The following is a 17656-nucleotide window of genomic DNA, read 5'->3' as shown; positions in this document are numbered from 1 at the left end:
GCGCACGGGCCGAGCGGGCGCACGGGCCGAGCGGGCGCACGGGCCGAGCGGGCGCACGGGCCGAGCGGGCGCACGGGCCGAGCGGGCGCACGGGCCGAGCGGGCGCACGGGCCGAGCGAGCAGGCGGACGGGGCAGGGGCAGGGGCAGGGGCAGGGGCAGGGGAACGAGGCGGGCCCCGGAGCGGGGTGCTCCGGGGCCCGATCGTCGCGAGGTCCTTCCGTCAGGCGGCGGGGACCTCGGCGGTGGTGCGGATCCGATCCAGCGTCGGCGCGGCGACCGGCGACTGGGCGGTCAGGTACGCCACGAAGGCGTCCAGGTCGATCTGCCCGGTGACCAGGTTCGTGCCGGCGGTGAGGGCGCTGAAGCCGTCGCCGCCGCCGGCCAGGAAGTTGTTCACCGTCACCCGGTAGGTGGCGGCGGTGTCGACGGCGGTGCCACCGATGGTGAGGCTGCCCCGGACCACGCGGGTGCCGGCGCACGGGTCCGCTGTGGGGGCGGTGGTGCCGTTGAGGTCGACCACGTACCCCACGTTCGAGGACGGGTACAGCACCCGGCCGGTCACGAACTGCTGTTCCAGGACGCAGTAGAGCTGCGCGCCGGTCAGGTCCAGCGTCACCAGGTTGTTGGCGAACGGCTGCACCGTGAACGCCTCCTCGTAGGTGACCGTGCCGGCGTCGAGGTCGGCCCGAACCCCGCCCGGGTTCATGAAGGCGGCGACGGCGTTCTGCTCGTCGTCCGTGGCGGCGAGCTGCGCGTCGGCGATCAGGTTGCCCAGTGGCGACTCACCACATGAGGCCGGCACCTGATCCGAGCAGGTGGTGAGCAGGTTCTCCCGCGTCTTGGTGATGGCGGTGCTGGTGACACCGACCTCGCGGCCGGCGACCGGGCCGAGCACCGTCTTGTACCGGTCGATCAACGCGGTCTGCTTCGGGTCCTTGGCGACGTCGCGGGTGACCACGACGTTGTTCGCGGCGGCGGAGAGCACGTCCCCGCTCCGACGGTCGATTTTGAGGTCGATGTCGGTGACGAGGCGGCCGAACGAGCTGGCGCTGGTGACCAGCTTGCCGTTGATGTTGCAGTTGTACGCCTGGTGCGTGTGACCGCTGACCACCACGTCGATCGAGGGGTCCATCCGGTTGGCGATGTCCACGATGGGCCCGGTCATGCCGACGCAGTCGTTGATGCCGCCGGTCGCCGCCTGGGCACCGCCCTCGTGCAGCAGCACAACGATCGTCTGCACGCCCTTGCGGCGCAGCTCACGGGCATACCGGTTGGCGGTCTCCGCCTCGTCGGCGAAGGTGAGGCCCGCGACGCCCTGCTGGCTGACGATCTGCGGGGTGCCCTCCAGGGTCATCCCGATGAAGCCGACCTTGACGCCCTGCACCTTGTGGATCGCGTACGGCGCCATCAGCGGCCGGCCGGTCGCGGTCTTGAAGGCGTTCGCGGACAGGTACGTGAAGCCGGCGCCCCGGTAGGGGGTGCCGTCGGCGCAGCCGTCGACCGGGTGGCAACCACCGTTCTGGATCCGCAGCAGCTCGGCGGCGCCCTCATCGAACTCGTGGTTGCCGACGCTGGCGTAGTCCAGCCCCGCCATGCTGAGCGCCTCGATGGTCGGCTCGTCGTGGAACGCGGCGGAGAGCAGCGGGGACGCGCCGATCAGGTCACCGGCGGCGACCGTGATGGTGTTCTTCTTCTTGGCTGCGGCGCGCAGCTCGGCCAGGTGCGTCGCAAGGTATTCGACGCCACCCGCGGGCTGCCCGGCGATGGTGCCGCTGGAACCGGTGGGTGGTTCGAGGTTGCCGTGGAAGTCGTTGAGTGCCAGCAGGGTGACGTCGACCGGCTTCGGCCGCGCGTCGGCCTGCTCGGGGGTGGTGGCGACCGCGCCGAGCGCGGCCACCGCGAGTGCGGTCAGGCCGACAGCGGCCCGACGCATCCCGGAACTGGACATGAAACTCCTCGTGAGAATCGGCGCGTGCGGTGGTCGGCCTGTGGGTCGACCGGCCGCCCGTCGACGCCGTCGGAAGGATCGATCATGCTTGGCGGCGGTTGGATCGCCGCCCGCCCGGCCAGCCTCTCATCCGGACGCTCACCCGTCGAGCCGAGCAGCGCGGCAGAGCTGCGAATACGTTCCCCCGGCTGGTGACGTGGAGATGACCGGCGGCCCAACGCGCCACGTCGGCGCTCGATCGCACCAGACGCGGCCGTCGAACGCACGCTCATCCGCGGCCGCGGGCGCGGCGGGGGCGGCGGGGGCGGTGACAATCCAGACTGGACGAACCGCAGGCGATCAGTCGACCGTGAGCGCCTCGATGACCAGGGCTGCGACGGCATCGGGCGGCCAGCCGTCCGCGACCCCGGGCCGGCATGCCAGGTAGTCGGCGATCCGCTCGGCCGGCCAGCCGTGCGACTCGCGCAGCCCTCGGGCGATCATGCTGAGGTAGATCGACGCCGGTGGACGGCACCGCACGGCGGACGCCGGCTCGGGGGCCGTGAAGGTGAGCAGCGGGACACCGTCGAGGCTGCCCGGGCAGACCAGCGTCTCGTAGCGGCCGGGGCCCAGCGTGGCCCGCCCGTTGGCGACGGCCGCGTCGATCGCCGCGCCGGTCGCCGGGATGAGGTCGGTGGTGTGGCCGGCGGGGCGGTACATCTCCTGGGCCGCGATGTCGGTGAACTGTTCGACGGTGACCAGGTAGGCGCGGGCCGCGGCGACACCCGGCAGTTGCGGGTCGTAGAACGCCATCCCGCCGGTCCAGGCACGGGACGCGCCGGCGAAGTAGATCCCACCCGGCAGCGACACCGGCACCGACCGGCTCGGCGGGCGGCGATCCCGACAACCGGGGTACGTCCGCAGCCCGCCGGGCGGACACCCGCCGCCGATGTACCACGCCAACCGGGCGGCGTGCATGTTCGAGCCGTACGCGACGTACCAGACGAGCACGACGGGTGCTTTCAGAAGCCGCAGGTCTGGGCGGCGGAGTGGCTGACCTGCACGGTGTGCGTCACGCATCCGCCGGATTCGACCCGGTGCAGCAGGAAGGCGGTGGGTTCGGCGACCCAGCCGATCTGCTCGTCGACGGCCATGGTGAGGGTGCTCTGCTTCAGAGTGCTGGGGGCGACGGTGAGCACCGTGCCGGCGTACCCCGTGGTGACCGGGCGGTGCAGATGCCCGGCGGCGACCCGCACGACGTGCCGGTGCCGGCCGATCACCTCGGCCAGCGCGTCGCCGTCGGCGAGCCGGATGGCGTCGGCCGCCGGAATGCCGACCGCGACCGGCGGGTGGTGCAGGCAGACCACGGCGGGCACCTCGGGCCGACCGGAGAGGACGCCGTCGAGCCAGGCGAGCTGCTCCTCGCCGAGCTGGCCGCCTCCGCTGCCGGGGGTCAGCGAGTCGAGCACCACGATGGTCGCCGCCTCATGATCGACGTGGTAGTAGGCGGAGAATCCGCCGCCGAGCCAGGGCGTGCCGCCGAACGCGTCGAGCAGCGACTCCCGGTCGTCGTGGTTGCCGGCGACCAGGTAGACCGGGAGGGGGAACGGGCCGATCAGCTCCCGCAGGGCTGCGTACTCGTCGGGGCGGCCATGGTCGACCAGGTCACCGGTGATCACCACGCAGTCGGGTCGCGGTCGCAGGGCCAGCACCCGGCCGAGCGCGCGATGCAGCCCGGCGGCCGGGTCGGCGGCGAGCAGGCCGGTGGTCAGATGCGGATCACTGAGCTGGGCGATGAGCACGGGCTCGCCTCCTCGGCGCCGGGGGCTCCACGCTATCGCCCGCCGTCTGTCCCCACAGGCTGCGTCCACAGCCTGTGGATAGCACATGTGTACGAAGCTCGGCCGGTCCCGCCACGGCGTGAGTACCCTTGATCGCGCCGACCCCCCCTACCTGGAACGACGTGCGAGTGGATCATCAGCAAGTCATCCGCGACGTCACCGTCCGCCTGCCGATGGCGTCGACCACGCCGGAGGCCTGCCGGTGGACGGTCACCGCGCTGTCCCGCCACACCTCCGCAACGATCTCTGTGCTGCTCGAGGTGCACGATCGGCTGCGCTGCATCGCGGCGGCCGGCGCCTGGCAGGTGTTCGCCACCGTGCCGGCGCAAACCGGAATCGTCGGTCGGGTGTACGCCAGCGGCGCCACGGCCGTCGTCCCGGACGTCACCACCGATCCGGACTACCTCCCGGTACGCCCCGACGTCACCGCCGAGTTGTGCGTACCGGTCACCGATCCGGCCGGCCGGACCATCGGCGTACTCGACCTGCAATGGACCCACCCCGTCGACCTGACGCCGTGGCGGGAGACCGCGCAGCGGCTGGCCACCCGGCTCGGCGCCCGGATCACCGCCCTCGGCGGCCCACCGGCGGAGAGCCGCAGCGAGAAGCTGCTCCGGCACACCGCCGCGCTCTCCTCCGCGCCGACCGAGGGCGACGTGCTGGGCGTGGCGACCTGCGCCGCCCGGGAGGTCTCCACCCTGTCCACGGCGGTGCTGCTGATCGCCGACGCCGGGGAGGTCCGGCTCGGGCCACCGCCGCCGACCCCGGGTGAGCTGGAGACCCGGATCCGGGCGGAACTGGCCGGGGCGGAGCCGGCGGCGCTCGCCCGGATGATCGAGCGTGCACACCGGTACGGCGCCGGCTACACCCTGGGCGAGGTGGGCCACCCGCCGACGGAGGACTACGAGCCGCTGACCCGGGCCGGGGTACGCACATTGGTCGCCGTCCCGGTCGGCCCGCCCGATGCCGGAGGGGTCCTGCTGGTCGCCGACGAGCGGTCCCTGCGCCCGGACCCGACCACGGTCAGCCTCATGGAACTGCTCGCCGGGCAGGCCTGGACGAACCTGGACCGGTTGCGCACCCTCGCGCGCCTACGGGAACAGGCCAGCTCCGACCCGCTGACCGGATTGCGGCACACCGGCCCTTTCGGGCAGCGGATCGCGGCGGCCACCCCGGGGCGTACGGCGCTGCTGGCGATCGACGTGGACGGCTTCAAGACCGTCAACGACACGTACGGCCACCAGGCCGGCGACCAGGTGCTGGTCGGGCTGGCCCGGGCCCTGGAGGGGGCGCTGCGGCACGGCGACGAGCTGTACCGGATCGGCGGCGACGAGTTCGTCGCGGTGATCGAGGTGAGCCGCCCGGAGGAGGCGGTACGGATCGCCGAGCGGCTGACCGAGGCGGCCCGGCGCACGGGCCGCACGATCAGCGTGGGCGTGGCACTCCCGCACCCCGGCGAGTCCCCCGAACGCACCCTCCGCAGAGCCGACCAGGCCCTCTACGCGGTGAAACGCCAAGGCCGAGACGGCGTACACCTCTCCGCCGCCTAGGGTCTGTGTCGAAGTCGGTCATAGCCACTCGTTGATCGCGGCGATGTGCACGGTGGCTTCGTAGCGCACGGCGAGTTTGTCGAACCGGGTGGTCACAGCGCGGTTGTGTTTGAGCCGGTTGATGCCGCACTCCACGGCGTGGCGCTGTTTGTACCGCTCGGGGTCGAAGGCCGGTGGCCGCCCACCCTTGGACCCCTTCTTACGCCGGTTGGCGTCCTGGTCGGCCTTCGACGGGATCGTCGCGGCGATCCCGCGCCGGCGCAGGTAGACGCGGTTGGCCTTTGATGTGTACGCCTTGTCGGCCAGGACCCGATCGGGGCGTGTCCGTGGCCGACCGCCGCCCTGGCGAGGCACCCGGATGCCGTCGAGGACTGCGATGAACTGGGGACTGTCCCCGCGCTGCCCGGCGGTCAGCACGATCGACAACGGCTTCTGCCCCTGCTCACATGCCAGGTGCACCTTCGTGGTCAGTCCGCCCCGCGACCGCCCGAGCGCATGATCGGCCGGCTCAACCGTCACGCCGCCGGGCGGTTCGACCTGCAGATCCCCCTTTTACGCGCCCCAGCGGCGTGCTGATGCGCCCGAGCGACCGTCGAGTCCACCGACACGTCCCACGTCACCCGCCCGGCCGCGTCGGCCACCGCCTGCAACGCGGTCAGGATCTTCGCCCAGGTCCCGTCTCGCTGGCAACGGCGGAACACCGCGTATGCCGCCGACCAGGACCCGTAGCACTCCGGTATGTCCCGCCACGGCGCACCGACCCGGGTCCGCCACCTGATCCCATCAATGAGCTGCCGCTTCGTCCATGTCGACGGCCGACCCGGTCGACGTCCCACGGGCAGCAACGGCTCCAGCGCCGCCCACTGGGTGTCGGTCAGGTCATGCCGCCTCGTCACCGCTACAGTGGCCACGAGGTCTCCGTGCTGATGGTCTTCTTCGTCGATGAACCATCTACCGGAGACCTCGCTACTTATCGACCACCGCCACGCCGAAACTTCTCACCCTCGGGCACCCGCAGCCGACTTCGACACAGGCCCTAACCGCACCCACCCCGCCACCCACCCAGCTCCACCCCACCCCACCCCCGTCGATCATGGAGTTGTGGTGCCTCACAAAACGGGCACCGAAGGATGAGCCGCCCACCACAACTCCATGATCGACGCGACCCCAACGCGATCTTGCACTTTGGGTTGTCGGTTTGTCCTGTTCATCCCGCTTCGGACCGCAGAATCTGCAAGATCGGCGCAGGCGGGGCGGCGGGCAGGGCGCGGGGCAGGGAGGGCGCGGGGCAGGGAGGGCGCGGGGCAGGGTGGGCGCGGGGCAGGGTGGGCGCGGGGGGTTACGGGGTTTTTAGCTCTTTGGCTAGTAGTTCGGCTATCTGGGCTGTGTTCAGGGCTGCGCCCTTGCGGAGGTTGTCGCCGGTGATGAAGAGGTCCAGGGCGCGGGGGTCGTCCAGGGCGCGGCGGATCCGGCCCACCCAGGACGGGTCGGTGCCGACGGCGTCGATCGGCATCGGGAACTCGCCGGCGGCCGGATCGTCGACCACGATCACCCCGGGGGCGTTGCGTAGTGCCTCGCGGGCACCCTCGGCGTCGACCTCGGTGGCGAAGTTGGCGTGCACGGCCACCGAGTGGCCGGTGACCACGGGCACCCGTACGCAGGTGGCGGACACCTTGAGGTCGGGCAGGCCGAGGATCTTGCGGGACTCGTTGCGGATCTTCATCTCTTCCGACGACCAGCCGCTGTCGGCGGGTGAGCCGGCCCAGGGCACCACGTTGAGCGCGAGCGGTGCCGGGAACGGCCCCAGGTCGTCGCCGACGGCCTGGCGTACGTCGCCGGTGCGTGAGCCGAGCAGTCGGTCTCCGGCGACCTTGGTGAGCTGGTCGTGCAGGATGTCGACGCCGGCCTGACCGGCACCGGAGACGGCCTGGTACGAGGCGATCACCAGCTCCCGTAGGCCGTACTCGCGGTGCAGCGGCGCCACCGCGATGATCATCGCGAGGGTGGTGCAGTTGGCGTTCGCGATGATGCCCCGGGGCCGGTTGCGAACCTGCTCGGGGTTGATCTCGGGAACCACCAACGGGACGTCCCGGTCCATCCGGAAGGCACCGGAGTTGTCCACGACGATCGCGCCACGGGCGACCGCGACCGGTGCCCACTCGGCGGAGACCTCGTCGGGCACGTCGAACATCGCCACGTCGACCCCGTCGAACGCTTCCGGGGTCAGCGCCTGGACGACGAGTTCCTCACCTCGGCAGCGGACCCGCCGCCCGACCGAGCGTTCGGAGGCGAGCAGACGGATCTCACCCCAGACGTTGCGGCGCCCGGTGAGCAGCTCACACATCACGGTGCCGACGGCACCGGTCGCTCCGACCACGGCGAGGGTGGGCAGCGCCGCCATCGGCGCTACCTACCCGTCCCCGCGTAGACCACGGCTTCGGTGTCCCCGCCCAGCTCGAACGCGTCGTGGATGGCGCGTACGGCGGCGTCGAGGTCGGTGTCCCGGCAGACCACGGAGACCCGGATCTCGGATGTGGAGATCATCTCGATGTTGACCCCGGCTGCACCGAGGGCGGCGAAGAACCCGGCGGCCACCCCCGGGTGCGAGCGCATACCGGCACCGATCAGCGAGACCTTGCCGACGTGGTCGTCGTACAGCAGGCCCTTGAACTTGACCGGTTCCTGGATCTTGCTGAGCGCGGCCATCGCGGTCGGGCCGTCGGCCTTGGGCAGCGTGAACGAGATGTCCGTGCGGCCGGTGCCCTCGGTGGAGACGTTTTGCACGATCATGTCGATGTTGATCTCGGCGCCGGCGACGGTGTCGAAGATCCGCGCGGCGGCACCCGGCTCGTCGGGCACCCCGACGATTGTGATCTTGGCTTCGCTGCGGTCGTGCGCGACTCCGGTGATCAGTGCCTGCTCCACGGAAAGGTCCTCCATCGATCCGGTGACCATCGTGCCGGTGTTGGTCGAGTATGACGAACGGACGTGGATCGGCAACCCCGCCCGCCGGGCGTATTCCACGCTACGCAGGTGCAGCACCTTCGCGCCGCACGCGGCCAGCTCCAGCATCTCCTCGTAGGTGATGTGCCGGATGTGCCGCGCGTTGGGCACGATCCGCGGGTCGGCGGTGAAGATGCCGTCCACGTCGGTGTAGATCTCGCAGACGTCGGCGTGCAACGCGGCGGCGAGCGCCACGGCGGTGGTGTCCGATCCGCCGCGGCCCAGCGTGGTGACGTCCTTGGTGTCCTGCGAGACGCCCTGGAATCCGGCCACGATGACCACCGAGCCCTCGTCGAGCGCGCCCTTGAGCCGCCCCGGGGTGACGTCGATGATGCGCGCCCGGCCGTGCACCGAGGTGGTGATCACGCCGGCCTGCGAACCGGTGAACGAGCGGGCTTCGTACCCCAGGTTGTGGATGGCCATGGCCAGCAGGGCCATGGAGATCCGCTCCCCGGCGGTGAGCAGCATGTCCAGTTCGCGGCCCGGCGGCAGCGGGCTGACCTGGTTGGCCAGGTCGAGCAGCTCGTCGGTGGTGTCTCCCATCGCGGAGACCACCACCACCACGTCGTCGCCGGCCTTGCGGGCGGCGACGATGCGCTCGGCCACCCGCTTGATCCGCTCGGCGTTGGCGACGGAGGACCCGCCGTACTTCTGCACCACGAGTGCCACGACGGTGCACTCCCTCCCAGCGACCCTGAGCGTGCCGACGCCGCCGGAACCGGGGCCGGCGGCGCGTGTCAGACCCCTCCAGGGTATCCGGCGGGTAACGACGCCGGGTCAGGTGATCCCACCATCCGGCCCGCCCGGCACGGCCGGCCCCGGCTGACCAGGGCGGCGGTACGCCGGGGGCGGCGTTCCCGACACGCCGGAGCGGGCCGGGTACACGCCGGTCCCCACCAGCCTCCGCCACCCACCAGAATGAGCCGGTGCCCGTCCTCATCCGCTCGGCCGGCCGCCTGCTCGGGCCGCTCGTGTTCGTCCTGCCGGCAGCCCTGGTCGCCTGTACCGGTGAGCAGCCTCCCGGCCCGCCGCCCACCGACGGCCCGCCGGCGCAGGTGGACGCGGCCCGGGACGAGTTGGCCGCGCTCGCGGCGGCGGCCCAGGATCGCCGCCTGGTGGCGCAGTACGTCTACAGCCGGACCGGCCAACCGGACCGCACCGTCGTGTTCACCAGCGCGAACGACGGCACCTGGCGGGTGGACGTGCCCGGTGGCGCGCTGGGTGGCACCGTCGACGTCTCGTTGGCCGCCACCGCCGACGGGCTGTTCCAGTGCGCCCTGCCGTCGGCCGTTCGGTCCGAGCCGGCGAGCTGCGTACGCGTCGGGGAGCGCGACGAGCCCATTGCCCGCCGGCTGGACCCTCGGGTCCAGCACCCGCTGACCGACTGGCTGGACGTGCTCACCGACCGGCGGGCCCCGCTCGCGGTCGCCCCGGCCGCCACGCCGGAGGACCTGACCGGCACCTGCTACTCGGTGGACTCCACGTCGGCCTCGCTGAACGCCCCGCTGGATGTCGGCATCTACTGCTACGACCGGGACGGCACACCGACCGGTGTGCGGACGGAGGCCGGGACGCTGCGGCTGGCCGCGCCGCCCGGGCCGCCTCCGGCCACCGTGCAGTTGGCCGGCCCGGTGATCGACGGCGACCCGCTCGGCACCGCGGCTCCGCCGACGCCGACCGCCGATCCGTCGGGCAGCCCGAGCGCGGGCACGTCCTGATCGTCGTCCCGTTACGGGTGCTCTTGACCACATTCTGCCGACCCCCACCCGAAGGGAAAATCGCCCATACAGGACGATTCTCGTATGGCCCACCTGACCCCGCTGCTCGCCTACCGCTGGAGCCCACTAGCGTTCCACCCCTCCGCCGAGCTGAGCGCGGCCGATGCGGCCTCGCTGCTGGAGGCGGCCCGCTGGGCACCGTCGCTGGGCAACCGGCAACCCTGGCGTTTCACCCTCGGCCACCGCGACGACGAGACCTGGAAGCGGATCCTGGTCAACCTGCCCGAGCGTGAGCAGCGCTGGGCGCACCGGGCTGCCGCGCTGCTGCTCGCCGCGCACGTCGACACCGACGCGGCACCGGCCGACGGGGTCGTCTACGACCTGGGCCAGGCGGTCGCCCACCTCACCGTGCAGGCCACCGCGCTCGGGCTGCACGTCCGCCAGGTCCTCACCGTGGACCGCGCCGGACTCGCCGCCGACCTGCACCTTCCCGCCGACGTGCGGCCGTACGCGGTGGTGGCCGTCGGGCAACTGGGCGACCCGCTCAGCCTCCCGGCCGACCTGGTTGCCGAGGAGACCGGCCTGCGTCGCCGCCGCCCCCTGGCCGACCTGCTGCTCGGCTGATCGGTCGGCAAAGCTAACCGCCGCGGCTGGCGCGCAGAAGGACCGCGGCGGCCTCGGTGTTGCGATAGAGGACGTGCCGACCCTGGCGGGACCGGGAGACCAGGCCGGCGGCGTGCAGCGCGCCGAGGTGCTGGGACACCCCTCCGGCGGACATCCCGGTGAGTCGGGCCAGGTCGGTGGTGGTCGTCGCCGCGTCGAGCAGGTGCAGCAGGGCGGCCCGGCCGGGGCCGACCACCCGCGCCAGGGGGTCTCCGGGTGGCGGCGCCGTTCCCTCCCAGAGCGTTCCGACGGCCCGGACCGGGTACGCGCCGGCCGGCAACGAATCCTCCAGCAGGTTCCACAGCACCCGCCGTTCGGTGAACACCGTCGGGTTCAGCGCCAGCCCACGACCTCGGAGGTCGAAGTCCCGCCCGAACGGGTCGTCGCTGATCACCCGGTCACCGTGCCAGCGCAGGCTCGGGTGGAGCTGCTCGAAGAACCGGCCGGCGCCGTTCTCGGCGAGCTGGGCGGCGCGGTACGCCACGTCGGCGTCGAGAAGCGCCCGCATCCGGGGCCAGTCCGGGGCGATCGCCTCGTCGTACCAGAGCCGCACCGCGTCGACGAGCTGCGGCAGCAGCCCACGGGGGTCGGCGAGCAACGCCTGTCCGAACGGACTCAGCGGCCGGCGCGGGGTGGTCGCCAGCAGATCCTGGACCACCACGTCCGGCGGCGTCGCCGCGATCTGGTCGAGCTGCTCGGCGATCTCCACGTTCGGTCGGGCCGCCGGGGTGAGGAAGTCGGGCAGCCAGCAACGTGGCCGGGCCAGCTCCACCAGCGGTCGGACCCGGGCAGCCACCTCGGGGCGGCGCAACGTCACCCGGGCTCGGTCGATCCAGGGCAGGTGCACCGCGTGGTAGACCGGGCTGGCCAGCGCCCACATGCTCATGACCGTCTCATTGACCGGCGACACGGCGAGCCGCACGCCCGCCACGTCGGCCAGGCTGAAGCGCAACTCGGACACACACACCCCCGGGAGCAGGATTCCGTCCAGCCTAAAAGAGTCGACCGAGGCCGTGGGGGCACGCTTCACTCACGCCCATGGGGACCAGAGACACCATCCGTACCGCTGTGGCAAACGTCGTACCGCCGGCCGGCCTGACCCGCGCGTTGGCCGTGCAGGCCATGGTCTACGCCGTCGGCAGTGGCCTGTTCCACGCCGGCAGCGCCGTCTTCTTCACCCGGGCGTTGGGGCTCAGCGCCGCTCAGGTCGGGCTGGGCCTGTCCATCTCGGCGGGAGTGTCGCTGCTGGGCACGGTGCCGCTGGCCGCGCTGACCGACCGGTACGGGGCACAGCGGGTCTGGGTCGTCGGGCTCGTGCTGGACGCGGCGCTCTTCGCGTCGTACCCGTTCGTTGGCGGCTTCGCGGGCTTCCTGGCCGTGGTGGTGGCGCTGGCGGCGGTGTACGCGTCGACGGGCGTGGCGCGGCAGGTCTACTCGATCAACGCGCTCCCACCGGCCGAACGGGTCACGGCGATGGCGTACCAGCGGTCGTCGTTGAACGTCGGCTTCGGGCTCGGCGCGGTGATCAGCGGCCTGGTGCTGGCCGTGGACACGATCGAGGCGTACCGCGCGATGGTGTGGTTCATCGCGGCGATGATCCTGGTGACGGCCCTGTTCGTACGGCGACTGCCCCGGCTGCCGCAGGTCGCCCGGCCGGAGGAGCCGATGAGCCGGCTCGCCGTGCTGCGCGACCGCCCGTTCATGGTGGTGTCCCTGCTCTCCGGGTTGCTCACCGCGCACGGGGTGCTCTACCTGACGGTGATGCCGCTCTGGATCCTCACCCACACCGACGCCCCGAAGACGGTGATCGCCGCTCTGGTGCTGCTCAACACGATCCTGATCGTGCTGCTCCAGGTACGCGTCAGCCGGGGCGCCGACACCGCCGCGGGCGCGGCCCGGGCCTCCCGTCGTGGTGGCCTGCTGATCGCCCTGTTCTGCCTGGTCCTGCCGATCTCCGGGCTCACCCGGGGCATGCTCACCGTCGCGGTGCTGGTGGCCGCCGCGACACTGCTGATCCTCGCCGAGCTGATCGACTCGGCGGGCACCTGGGGGCTCATCGCCACCCTGCCGCCGGCCGCCCAGCGCGGCGCGTACGTGGGGGCGTTCGAGTTCGGCAGGCAGGTGCAGTACCTGATCGCTCCGGCCGGGCTGACCGCGCTCGGTGACCACCGGCGGGTGGGGTTGGTTACCGACGGCAGCGATCTTCGTGCTGGTCGGAGCGGCGATCGTGCCCGCCGTGTCCTGGACCGAACGGACTCCGAGGCTGGGTGCCTCGGCCCCGGAGCAGACCATGACGCCGGTCCCATAGTCCGGACCTACCTTTCCACCCTCCGTTCCATCACGTAGGGTGACCTGGTCATGTGGCAGGCGCTTCGTCTCCTTAGCCGCCGCGACGAGGCCTGACCGGCCGGCACCTCGTCGCGGAGTTGCATCGCGCCGTCCAGCACATCTGAGTTTCCTCTCGGCACCGCCGCGCACCGTCGCCCGGCAACTCGCCGACACCTTCCGATCTGCTGACGCCACCTGTTCCAGGGAGCAATCTGAGATGGCTCAACCTGTCACCGACGCTGACACCGATCCGATCGCCCGGCAGCGCCCGAGCCGGATGCCGTACCACCGCTACCAGCCCTACCGGGAGCAGTTCCGGGTCGACCTGCCGGACCGCACCTGGCCCACCCGGCACGTCGACGCCGCGCCACGCTGGTGCGCCGTGGATCTCCGCGACGGCAACCAGGCGCTGATCGACCCGATGTCGCCCGAGCGCAAGCGGCGGATGTTCCAGCTGCTGGTGCAGATGGGCTACAAGGAGATCGAGGTCGGCTTCCCGTCGGCCAGCCAGACCGACTTCGACTTCGTCCGGCAGCTCATCGAAGAGGACATGATCCCGGACGACGTCACCATCCAGGTGCTCACCCAGTGCCGGGAGCACCTGATCGACCGGACGTTCGAGTCGCTGCGCGGGGCGAAGCGGGCGATCGTGCACTTCTACAACTCGACCTCCACCCTCCAGCGACGGGTGGTCTTCGGCCTGGACAAGGACGGCATCGCCGACATCGCCACCACCGGCGCCCGGCTCTGCCAGAAGTACGCCGAGATCCACACCCCGGACACCGACATCTACTACGAGTACTCGCCGGAGTCCTACACGGGCACCGAGCTGGAGTACGCGCTGGAGGTCTGCTCCCGGGTGATCGACGTGATCGACCCGACGCCCGACCGGCCGCTGATCATCAACCTGCCGGCCACGGTCGAGATGGCCACGCCGAACGTGTACGCCGACTCGATCGAGTGGATGCACCGGCACCTGCCGCGCCGCGACAGCGTGGTGCTGAGCCTGCACCCGCACAACGACCGGGGCACCGGGGTGGCCGCCGCCGAGCTGGGCCTGCTCGCCGGCGCGGACCGCATCGAGGGCTGCCTGTTCGGCAACGGTGAGCGCACCGGCAACGTCGACCTGGTGACGCTGGGGCTCAACATCTTCTCCCAGGGCATCGACCCGATGATCGACTTCTCGAACATCGACGAGGTCCGCCGGGCCGTCGAGTACTGCAACCAGCTGCCGGTGCACGAGCGCCACCCGTACGCGGGCGACCTGGTCTACACGGCCTTCTCCGGCTCACACCAGGACGCCATCAACAAGGGCTTCGACGCCCTCGCCGCCGACGCGAAGGCCGCCGGCGTACCGGTCGACGAGCACACCTGGGCGGTGCCGTACCTGCCGATCGACCCGAAGGACCTGGGCCGCACCTACGAGGCCGTCATCCGGGTCAACTCGCAGTCCGGCAAGGGCGGCATCGCGTACATCATGAAGAGCGAGCACCAACTGGACCTGCCGCGCCGGCTCCAGATCGAGTTCTCCGGTGTGGTGCAGCAGGTCACCGACCACAACGGCGGCGAGGTCGACCCGGCCGCCATGTGGGAGATCTTCGCGACCCACTATCTGCTCGACCACCAGCGCGACCCGGCGGTCCGGCTGGCCGGCTACACGATCCGCACCACCGACGGCAAGGTCGAGATCGAGGCCGAGGTCGGTGTGGGCACCGAGCAGCGGTCGCTCACCGCGGTCGGCAACGGCCCGATCGACGCGTACGTCAACGCGCTCCAGTCGGTCGGGGTGGGCGTACGGGTGCTCGACTACCACGAGCACGCGCTGTCCTCCGGCGGGGACGCGCAGGCCGCCGCGTACGTGGAGTGCGAGGTGGACGGTCGGACGGTCTGGGGTGTCGGCACCGACGCCAACATCGTCACCGCCTCGATCAAGGCGGTCACCAGCGCCGTCAACCGCGCTCGCAGCTGACGCGCTCGCCACACCCCCGAGGTGGGTTTCCTACCTCGGGGGTGTGGCGGCGGGCATCGAGTGGCAGGGCTGCGACGGTGGGGCCGCGCGGGGTGGCCGGTGGACCAGCACGAGGGCCAGCACCGCGCCGGCCAGCAGCAGCCCCGCGCACCAGGCCAACGAGCCGCGGTAGGCGTTCGCCAGCTCCGTCTTCTGCTCGTATCCGCCGCCGGAGAGGCCGACGAGCAGCGGCAGTGCGGCCACCGCGAGCAGACCGCCGGCCCGGGACGCGGCGTTGTTGAAGCCGCTGGCCACTCCGGAGAACCGGTCCTGGACGGCGGCCAGCACCGACGCGGTCAGCGGTGCCACCACCAGGGTCAGCCCGACGCCGAACAGCAACACCCCGGGCAGCACGTCGGTCCAGTACGACGCACCGGGCCGCACGCCGCGCAGCAGCAGCAGACCGGCGGCGGCGATGATCGGCCCGACGGTCAGCGGCAGCCGGGGGCCGATCCGCGCCGCCAGCGCGCCGGCCCGCGCCGATCCGACCAACAGCAGCAGGGTCATCGGCAGCAGCGCGATGCCGGTACGCAGGGCCGACCACTGGACGACGTTCTGCAGGTAGACGGCGAAGAAGAAGGTGAACCCGCTGAGCGCCGCGTAGACCACCACGGTGAAGATGTTCAGCACCGAGAAGAGGCGGCTGCCGAACAGCCCGGTGGGCAGCATCGCCGTGTCACCGCGCCGCCGTTCCACCAGCACGAAGGCCACCGCCGCCAGCACGCCGACGAGCGCCGCGACCAACACCGGCGCCGACGCGAACCCGCGGACGGGCGCGTCGATCAGCGCGTACGTGACGCCGGCGAGCGCGAGCGCCCCGAGCAGTGCCCCGGCCACGTCGAACCGACGCCGGGTGCGGCCCGGCCCGTGCGTACGGGAGACGTTCTCGTCGCGGCTCTCCGGCACCCAGCGCAGCGCGGCCAGCAGGACCAGTACGGCGATCGGCAGGTTGAGGAAGAAGATCCACCGCCAGGACAGCGCGTCGATCAGCCAGCCGCCGATGAACGGCCCCAACGCCGTGGACACCCCGGACAGCCCCGCCCACGCGCCGATCGCCCGGCCCCGGTCGTCCGGGTGGAAGCTGGCCTGGAGCACCGACAGCGAGCCGGGGGTGAGCAGCGCGCCGCCCGCGCCCTGGAGGATCCGGGCCGCGATCAGCATGCCGGTGTCCTGGGACAGGCCGCACAGCACCGAGGCGACGGTGAACCAGAGCACCCCGATCAGGAAGATCCGCCGCCGGCCGAAGCGGTCCCCGAGGGATCCGCCGAGCAGGACGAACGCGGCCAGCATCAGCAGGTACCCGTTGACGGTCCACTGGAGATCGGCCACGTTCGCCCCGAGGTCCTGGCCGAGTTTCGGCAGTGCCACGTTGACGACCGTGCTGTCCAGGAAGACCATGCCGGAGGCGAGCACCGCGGCGAGCAGCGTTCCTCGGCCTGCGGCGGTGCCCATCCGCAGCGCGGGTGCCGGTACGGGTGCGGTCATCCCACCAATCTGCCTTGCAGGATGTGGGAGACGCCACGAAACGCCGAAACCATGCCCGGGTACTGTGCGCAATCGCCGGGAGCCCGCAAGCTGGAGAGGTGTCGTCTGTGCGTACCAGATCAGGACAGCGTGCGTCGGTGGCCGCGCTCGTCGCGGCGCTGGCGCTCGGCGTGGCCGGTTGCGTCCCGCCCGAGGAGCCCGAGTCGACGCCGCCACCGGGTGGCGGCGGCAACGCCGTCGAGCAGTTGGGCCAGCTGACCGTCGCCAGCGCCGGCTCGATGAAGGGCTACAGCCGGGAACGCTTCCCGCACTGGCGGGACACCGGCAAGAACTGCGACGTGCGGGACAGCATCCTGCAACGCGACGGCAAGGACGTGAAGCTCTCCGGCTGCAACGTGGTCGGGGGTCGCTGGGAGAGCGTGTACGACGGCCGCAGCGCGACCGATCCCTCCGACGTGGACATCGACCACATGGTGCCGTTGGCCAACGCGTGGCGTTCGGGCGCCGACGAGTGGGACGACGCGAAGCGCGGCGACTTCGCCAACGACACGACACGTCCGCAGCTCATCGCGGTTTCCGCGTCCTCCAACCGGGCAAAGGGTGACCAGGACCCGTCCCAGTGGAAGCCGGCAAACCGGTCGTACTGGTGTCAATACGCCAAGAGCTGGGTGACGGTCAAGCACCACTGGCGGCTGACGGTGACCACTGCCGAGAAGGCCGCCCTGACCGACATGCTGGAGGGCTGTTGATGAGCGAGGAAGCGGCGACAGACGCGGACAACGCGCCGTCCACAGCCGGGATGACCGCCGACGGCACCGGCGACACGCCGGCCGCGGTGCCGGGGGCCGGCATGGTCGCCGACTCGACCGGCGCCAGTGCCCCGCAGAGCCGCAGCGCCGACATCGTGCCCGGTCCGGGTGGGGTGATGACCGACGAGGTCGGCGTCGTCACCGGCGAGTTGACGCTGCGCACCGAGTACGCGGACGGCAAGGTCACCCTGCGGGTGCAGTACAAGGACGCGGATGAGTGGTACGCGGTGACCGGCGGGACGGTCGCGCTGGCCGACCCGGCAGGGCTGGACGCGGTGCACGGCGTGGCCGTGGCACTGCTGCACCGCCCCGAGGGCTGAGCC

Annotated in this window: 14 protein-coding genes and 1 pseudogene; 7 read left to right on the top strand and 8 right to left on the bottom strand. The window is 71.8% G+C overall.

Annotated elements, in window-relative coordinates:
* Positions 1-221 precede the first annotated feature (221 nt).
* The 3 genes from O7620_RS26940 to O7620_RS26930 all read right to left on the bottom strand — a co-directional run bounded on the left by O7620_RS26940 (position 222) and on the right by O7620_RS26930 (position 3730).
* Positions 222-1949 carry a bifunctional metallophosphatase/5'-nucleotidase gene (locus O7620_RS26940; protein WP_278125895.1) on the bottom strand — a complete coding sequence of 576 codons (1728 nt, stop codon included), beginning with the start codon at positions 1947-1949 and terminating at the stop codon, positions 222-224.
* A gap of 339 nt (positions 1950-2288) precedes the next feature.
* On the bottom strand, positions 2289-2939 hold the full coding sequence (locus O7620_RS26935) for a histone deacetylase (protein ID WP_225854849.1): 651 nt from the start codon (positions 2937-2939) through the stop codon (positions 2289-2291).
* An 11-nt stretch (positions 2940-2950) separates the two neighbouring features.
* Complete coding sequence (locus O7620_RS26930) at positions 2951-3730, bottom strand: phosphodiesterase (protein ID WP_278125894.1); 780 nt, start codon at positions 3728-3730, stop codon at positions 2951-2953.
* Positions 3731-3897: 167 nt separating this feature from the next.
* Between O7620_RS26930 and O7620_RS26925 the strand changes: the two genes are divergently transcribed.
* On the top strand, positions 3898-5319 hold the full coding sequence (locus O7620_RS26925) for a sensor domain-containing diguanylate cyclase (RefSeq protein WP_278125893.1): 1422 nt from the start codon (positions 3898-3900) through the stop codon (positions 5317-5319).
* 18 nt (positions 5320-5337) lie between these two features.
* Here O7620_RS26925 and O7620_RS26920 read toward each other — a convergent pair.
* The 3 genes and pseudogenes from O7620_RS26920 to O7620_RS26910 form a co-directional block, all read right to left on the bottom strand.
* Positions 5338-6230, bottom strand: a pseudogene (locus O7620_RS26920) (IS5 family transposase).
* 428 nt (positions 6231-6658) lie between these two features.
* Entirely contained in the window at positions 6659-7720 is a 1062-nt protein-coding gene (locus O7620_RS26915) for an aspartate-semialdehyde dehydrogenase (protein WP_278125892.1), read from the bottom strand.
* A 5-nt stretch (positions 7721-7725) separates the two neighbouring features.
* A complete protein-coding gene (locus O7620_RS26910) occupies positions 7726-8991 on the bottom strand; it encodes an aspartate kinase (protein WP_151491046.1) in 1266 nt (421 codons plus the stop codon).
* Positions 8992-9248: 257 nt separating this feature from the next.
* Here O7620_RS26910 and O7620_RS26905 point away from each other — a divergent pair, with 257 nt between their 5' ends.
* Positions 9249-10040 (top strand): hypothetical protein, encoded by a 792-nt coding sequence (locus O7620_RS26905; RefSeq protein WP_278125890.1) that lies wholly within the window; start codon positions 9249-9251, stop codon positions 10038-10040.
* Positions 10041-10124: 84 nt separating this feature from the next.
* Positions 10125-10664 (top strand): nitroreductase family protein, encoded by a 540-nt coding sequence (locus O7620_RS26900; RefSeq protein ID WP_278125888.1) that lies wholly within the window; start codon positions 10125-10127, stop codon positions 10662-10664.
* A gap of 13 nt (positions 10665-10677) precedes the next feature.
* On the opposite strand, the gene O7620_RS26895 is transcribed toward O7620_RS26900, so the two are convergent.
* Positions 10678-11664 (bottom strand): ArsR family transcriptional regulator, encoded by a 987-nt coding sequence (locus O7620_RS26895; protein WP_278125887.1) that lies wholly within the window; start codon positions 11662-11664, stop codon positions 10678-10680.
* 77 nt (positions 11665-11741) lie between these two features.
* On the opposite strand from O7620_RS26895, the gene O7620_RS26890 reads away from it, so the two are divergent.
* Together O7620_RS26890 and leuA are read left to right on the top strand one after the other, a co-directional pair.
* Positions 11742-13049, top strand: coding sequence for an MFS transporter (locus tag O7620_RS26890; RefSeq protein ID WP_278125886.1), 1308 nt, complete (start codon positions 11742-11744; stop codon positions 13047-13049).
* A 199-nt stretch (positions 13050-13248) separates the two neighbouring features.
* The gene (gene leuA, locus O7620_RS26885) at positions 13249-15000 is read left to right on the top strand and encodes a 2-isopropylmalate synthase (protein ID WP_278125884.1); all 1752 of its coding nucleotides are present in this window, start codon (positions 13249-13251) and stop codon (positions 14998-15000) included.
* 30 nt (positions 15001-15030) lie between these two features.
* On the opposite strand, the gene O7620_RS26880 is transcribed toward leuA, so the two are convergent.
* Positions 15031-16524, bottom strand: coding sequence for an MFS transporter (locus O7620_RS26880; protein WP_278125882.1), 1494 nt, complete (start codon positions 16522-16524; stop codon positions 15031-15033).
* A 107-nt stretch (positions 16525-16631) separates the two neighbouring features.
* On the opposite strand from O7620_RS26880, the gene O7620_RS26875 reads away from it, so the two are divergent.
* Positions 16632-17273, top strand: coding sequence for an HNH endonuclease family protein (locus tag O7620_RS26875; protein WP_151491052.1), 642 nt, complete (start codon positions 16632-16634; stop codon positions 17271-17273).
* Positions 17273-17653, top strand: coding sequence for a hypothetical protein (locus O7620_RS26870; protein ID WP_151491053.1), 381 nt, complete (start codon positions 17273-17275; stop codon positions 17651-17653). Before O7620_RS26875 ends, O7620_RS26870 begins: the two co-directional genes overlap by 1 nt.
* The last annotated feature ends 3 nt before the right edge of the window (positions 17654-17656 follow it).

Source organism: Micromonospora sp. WMMD710 (assembly GCF_029626045.1).
GTDB lineage: Bacteria > Actinomycetota > Actinomycetes > Mycobacteriales > Micromonosporaceae > Micromonospora.
This window is presented reverse-complemented; position numbering and strand designations above follow the sequence as displayed.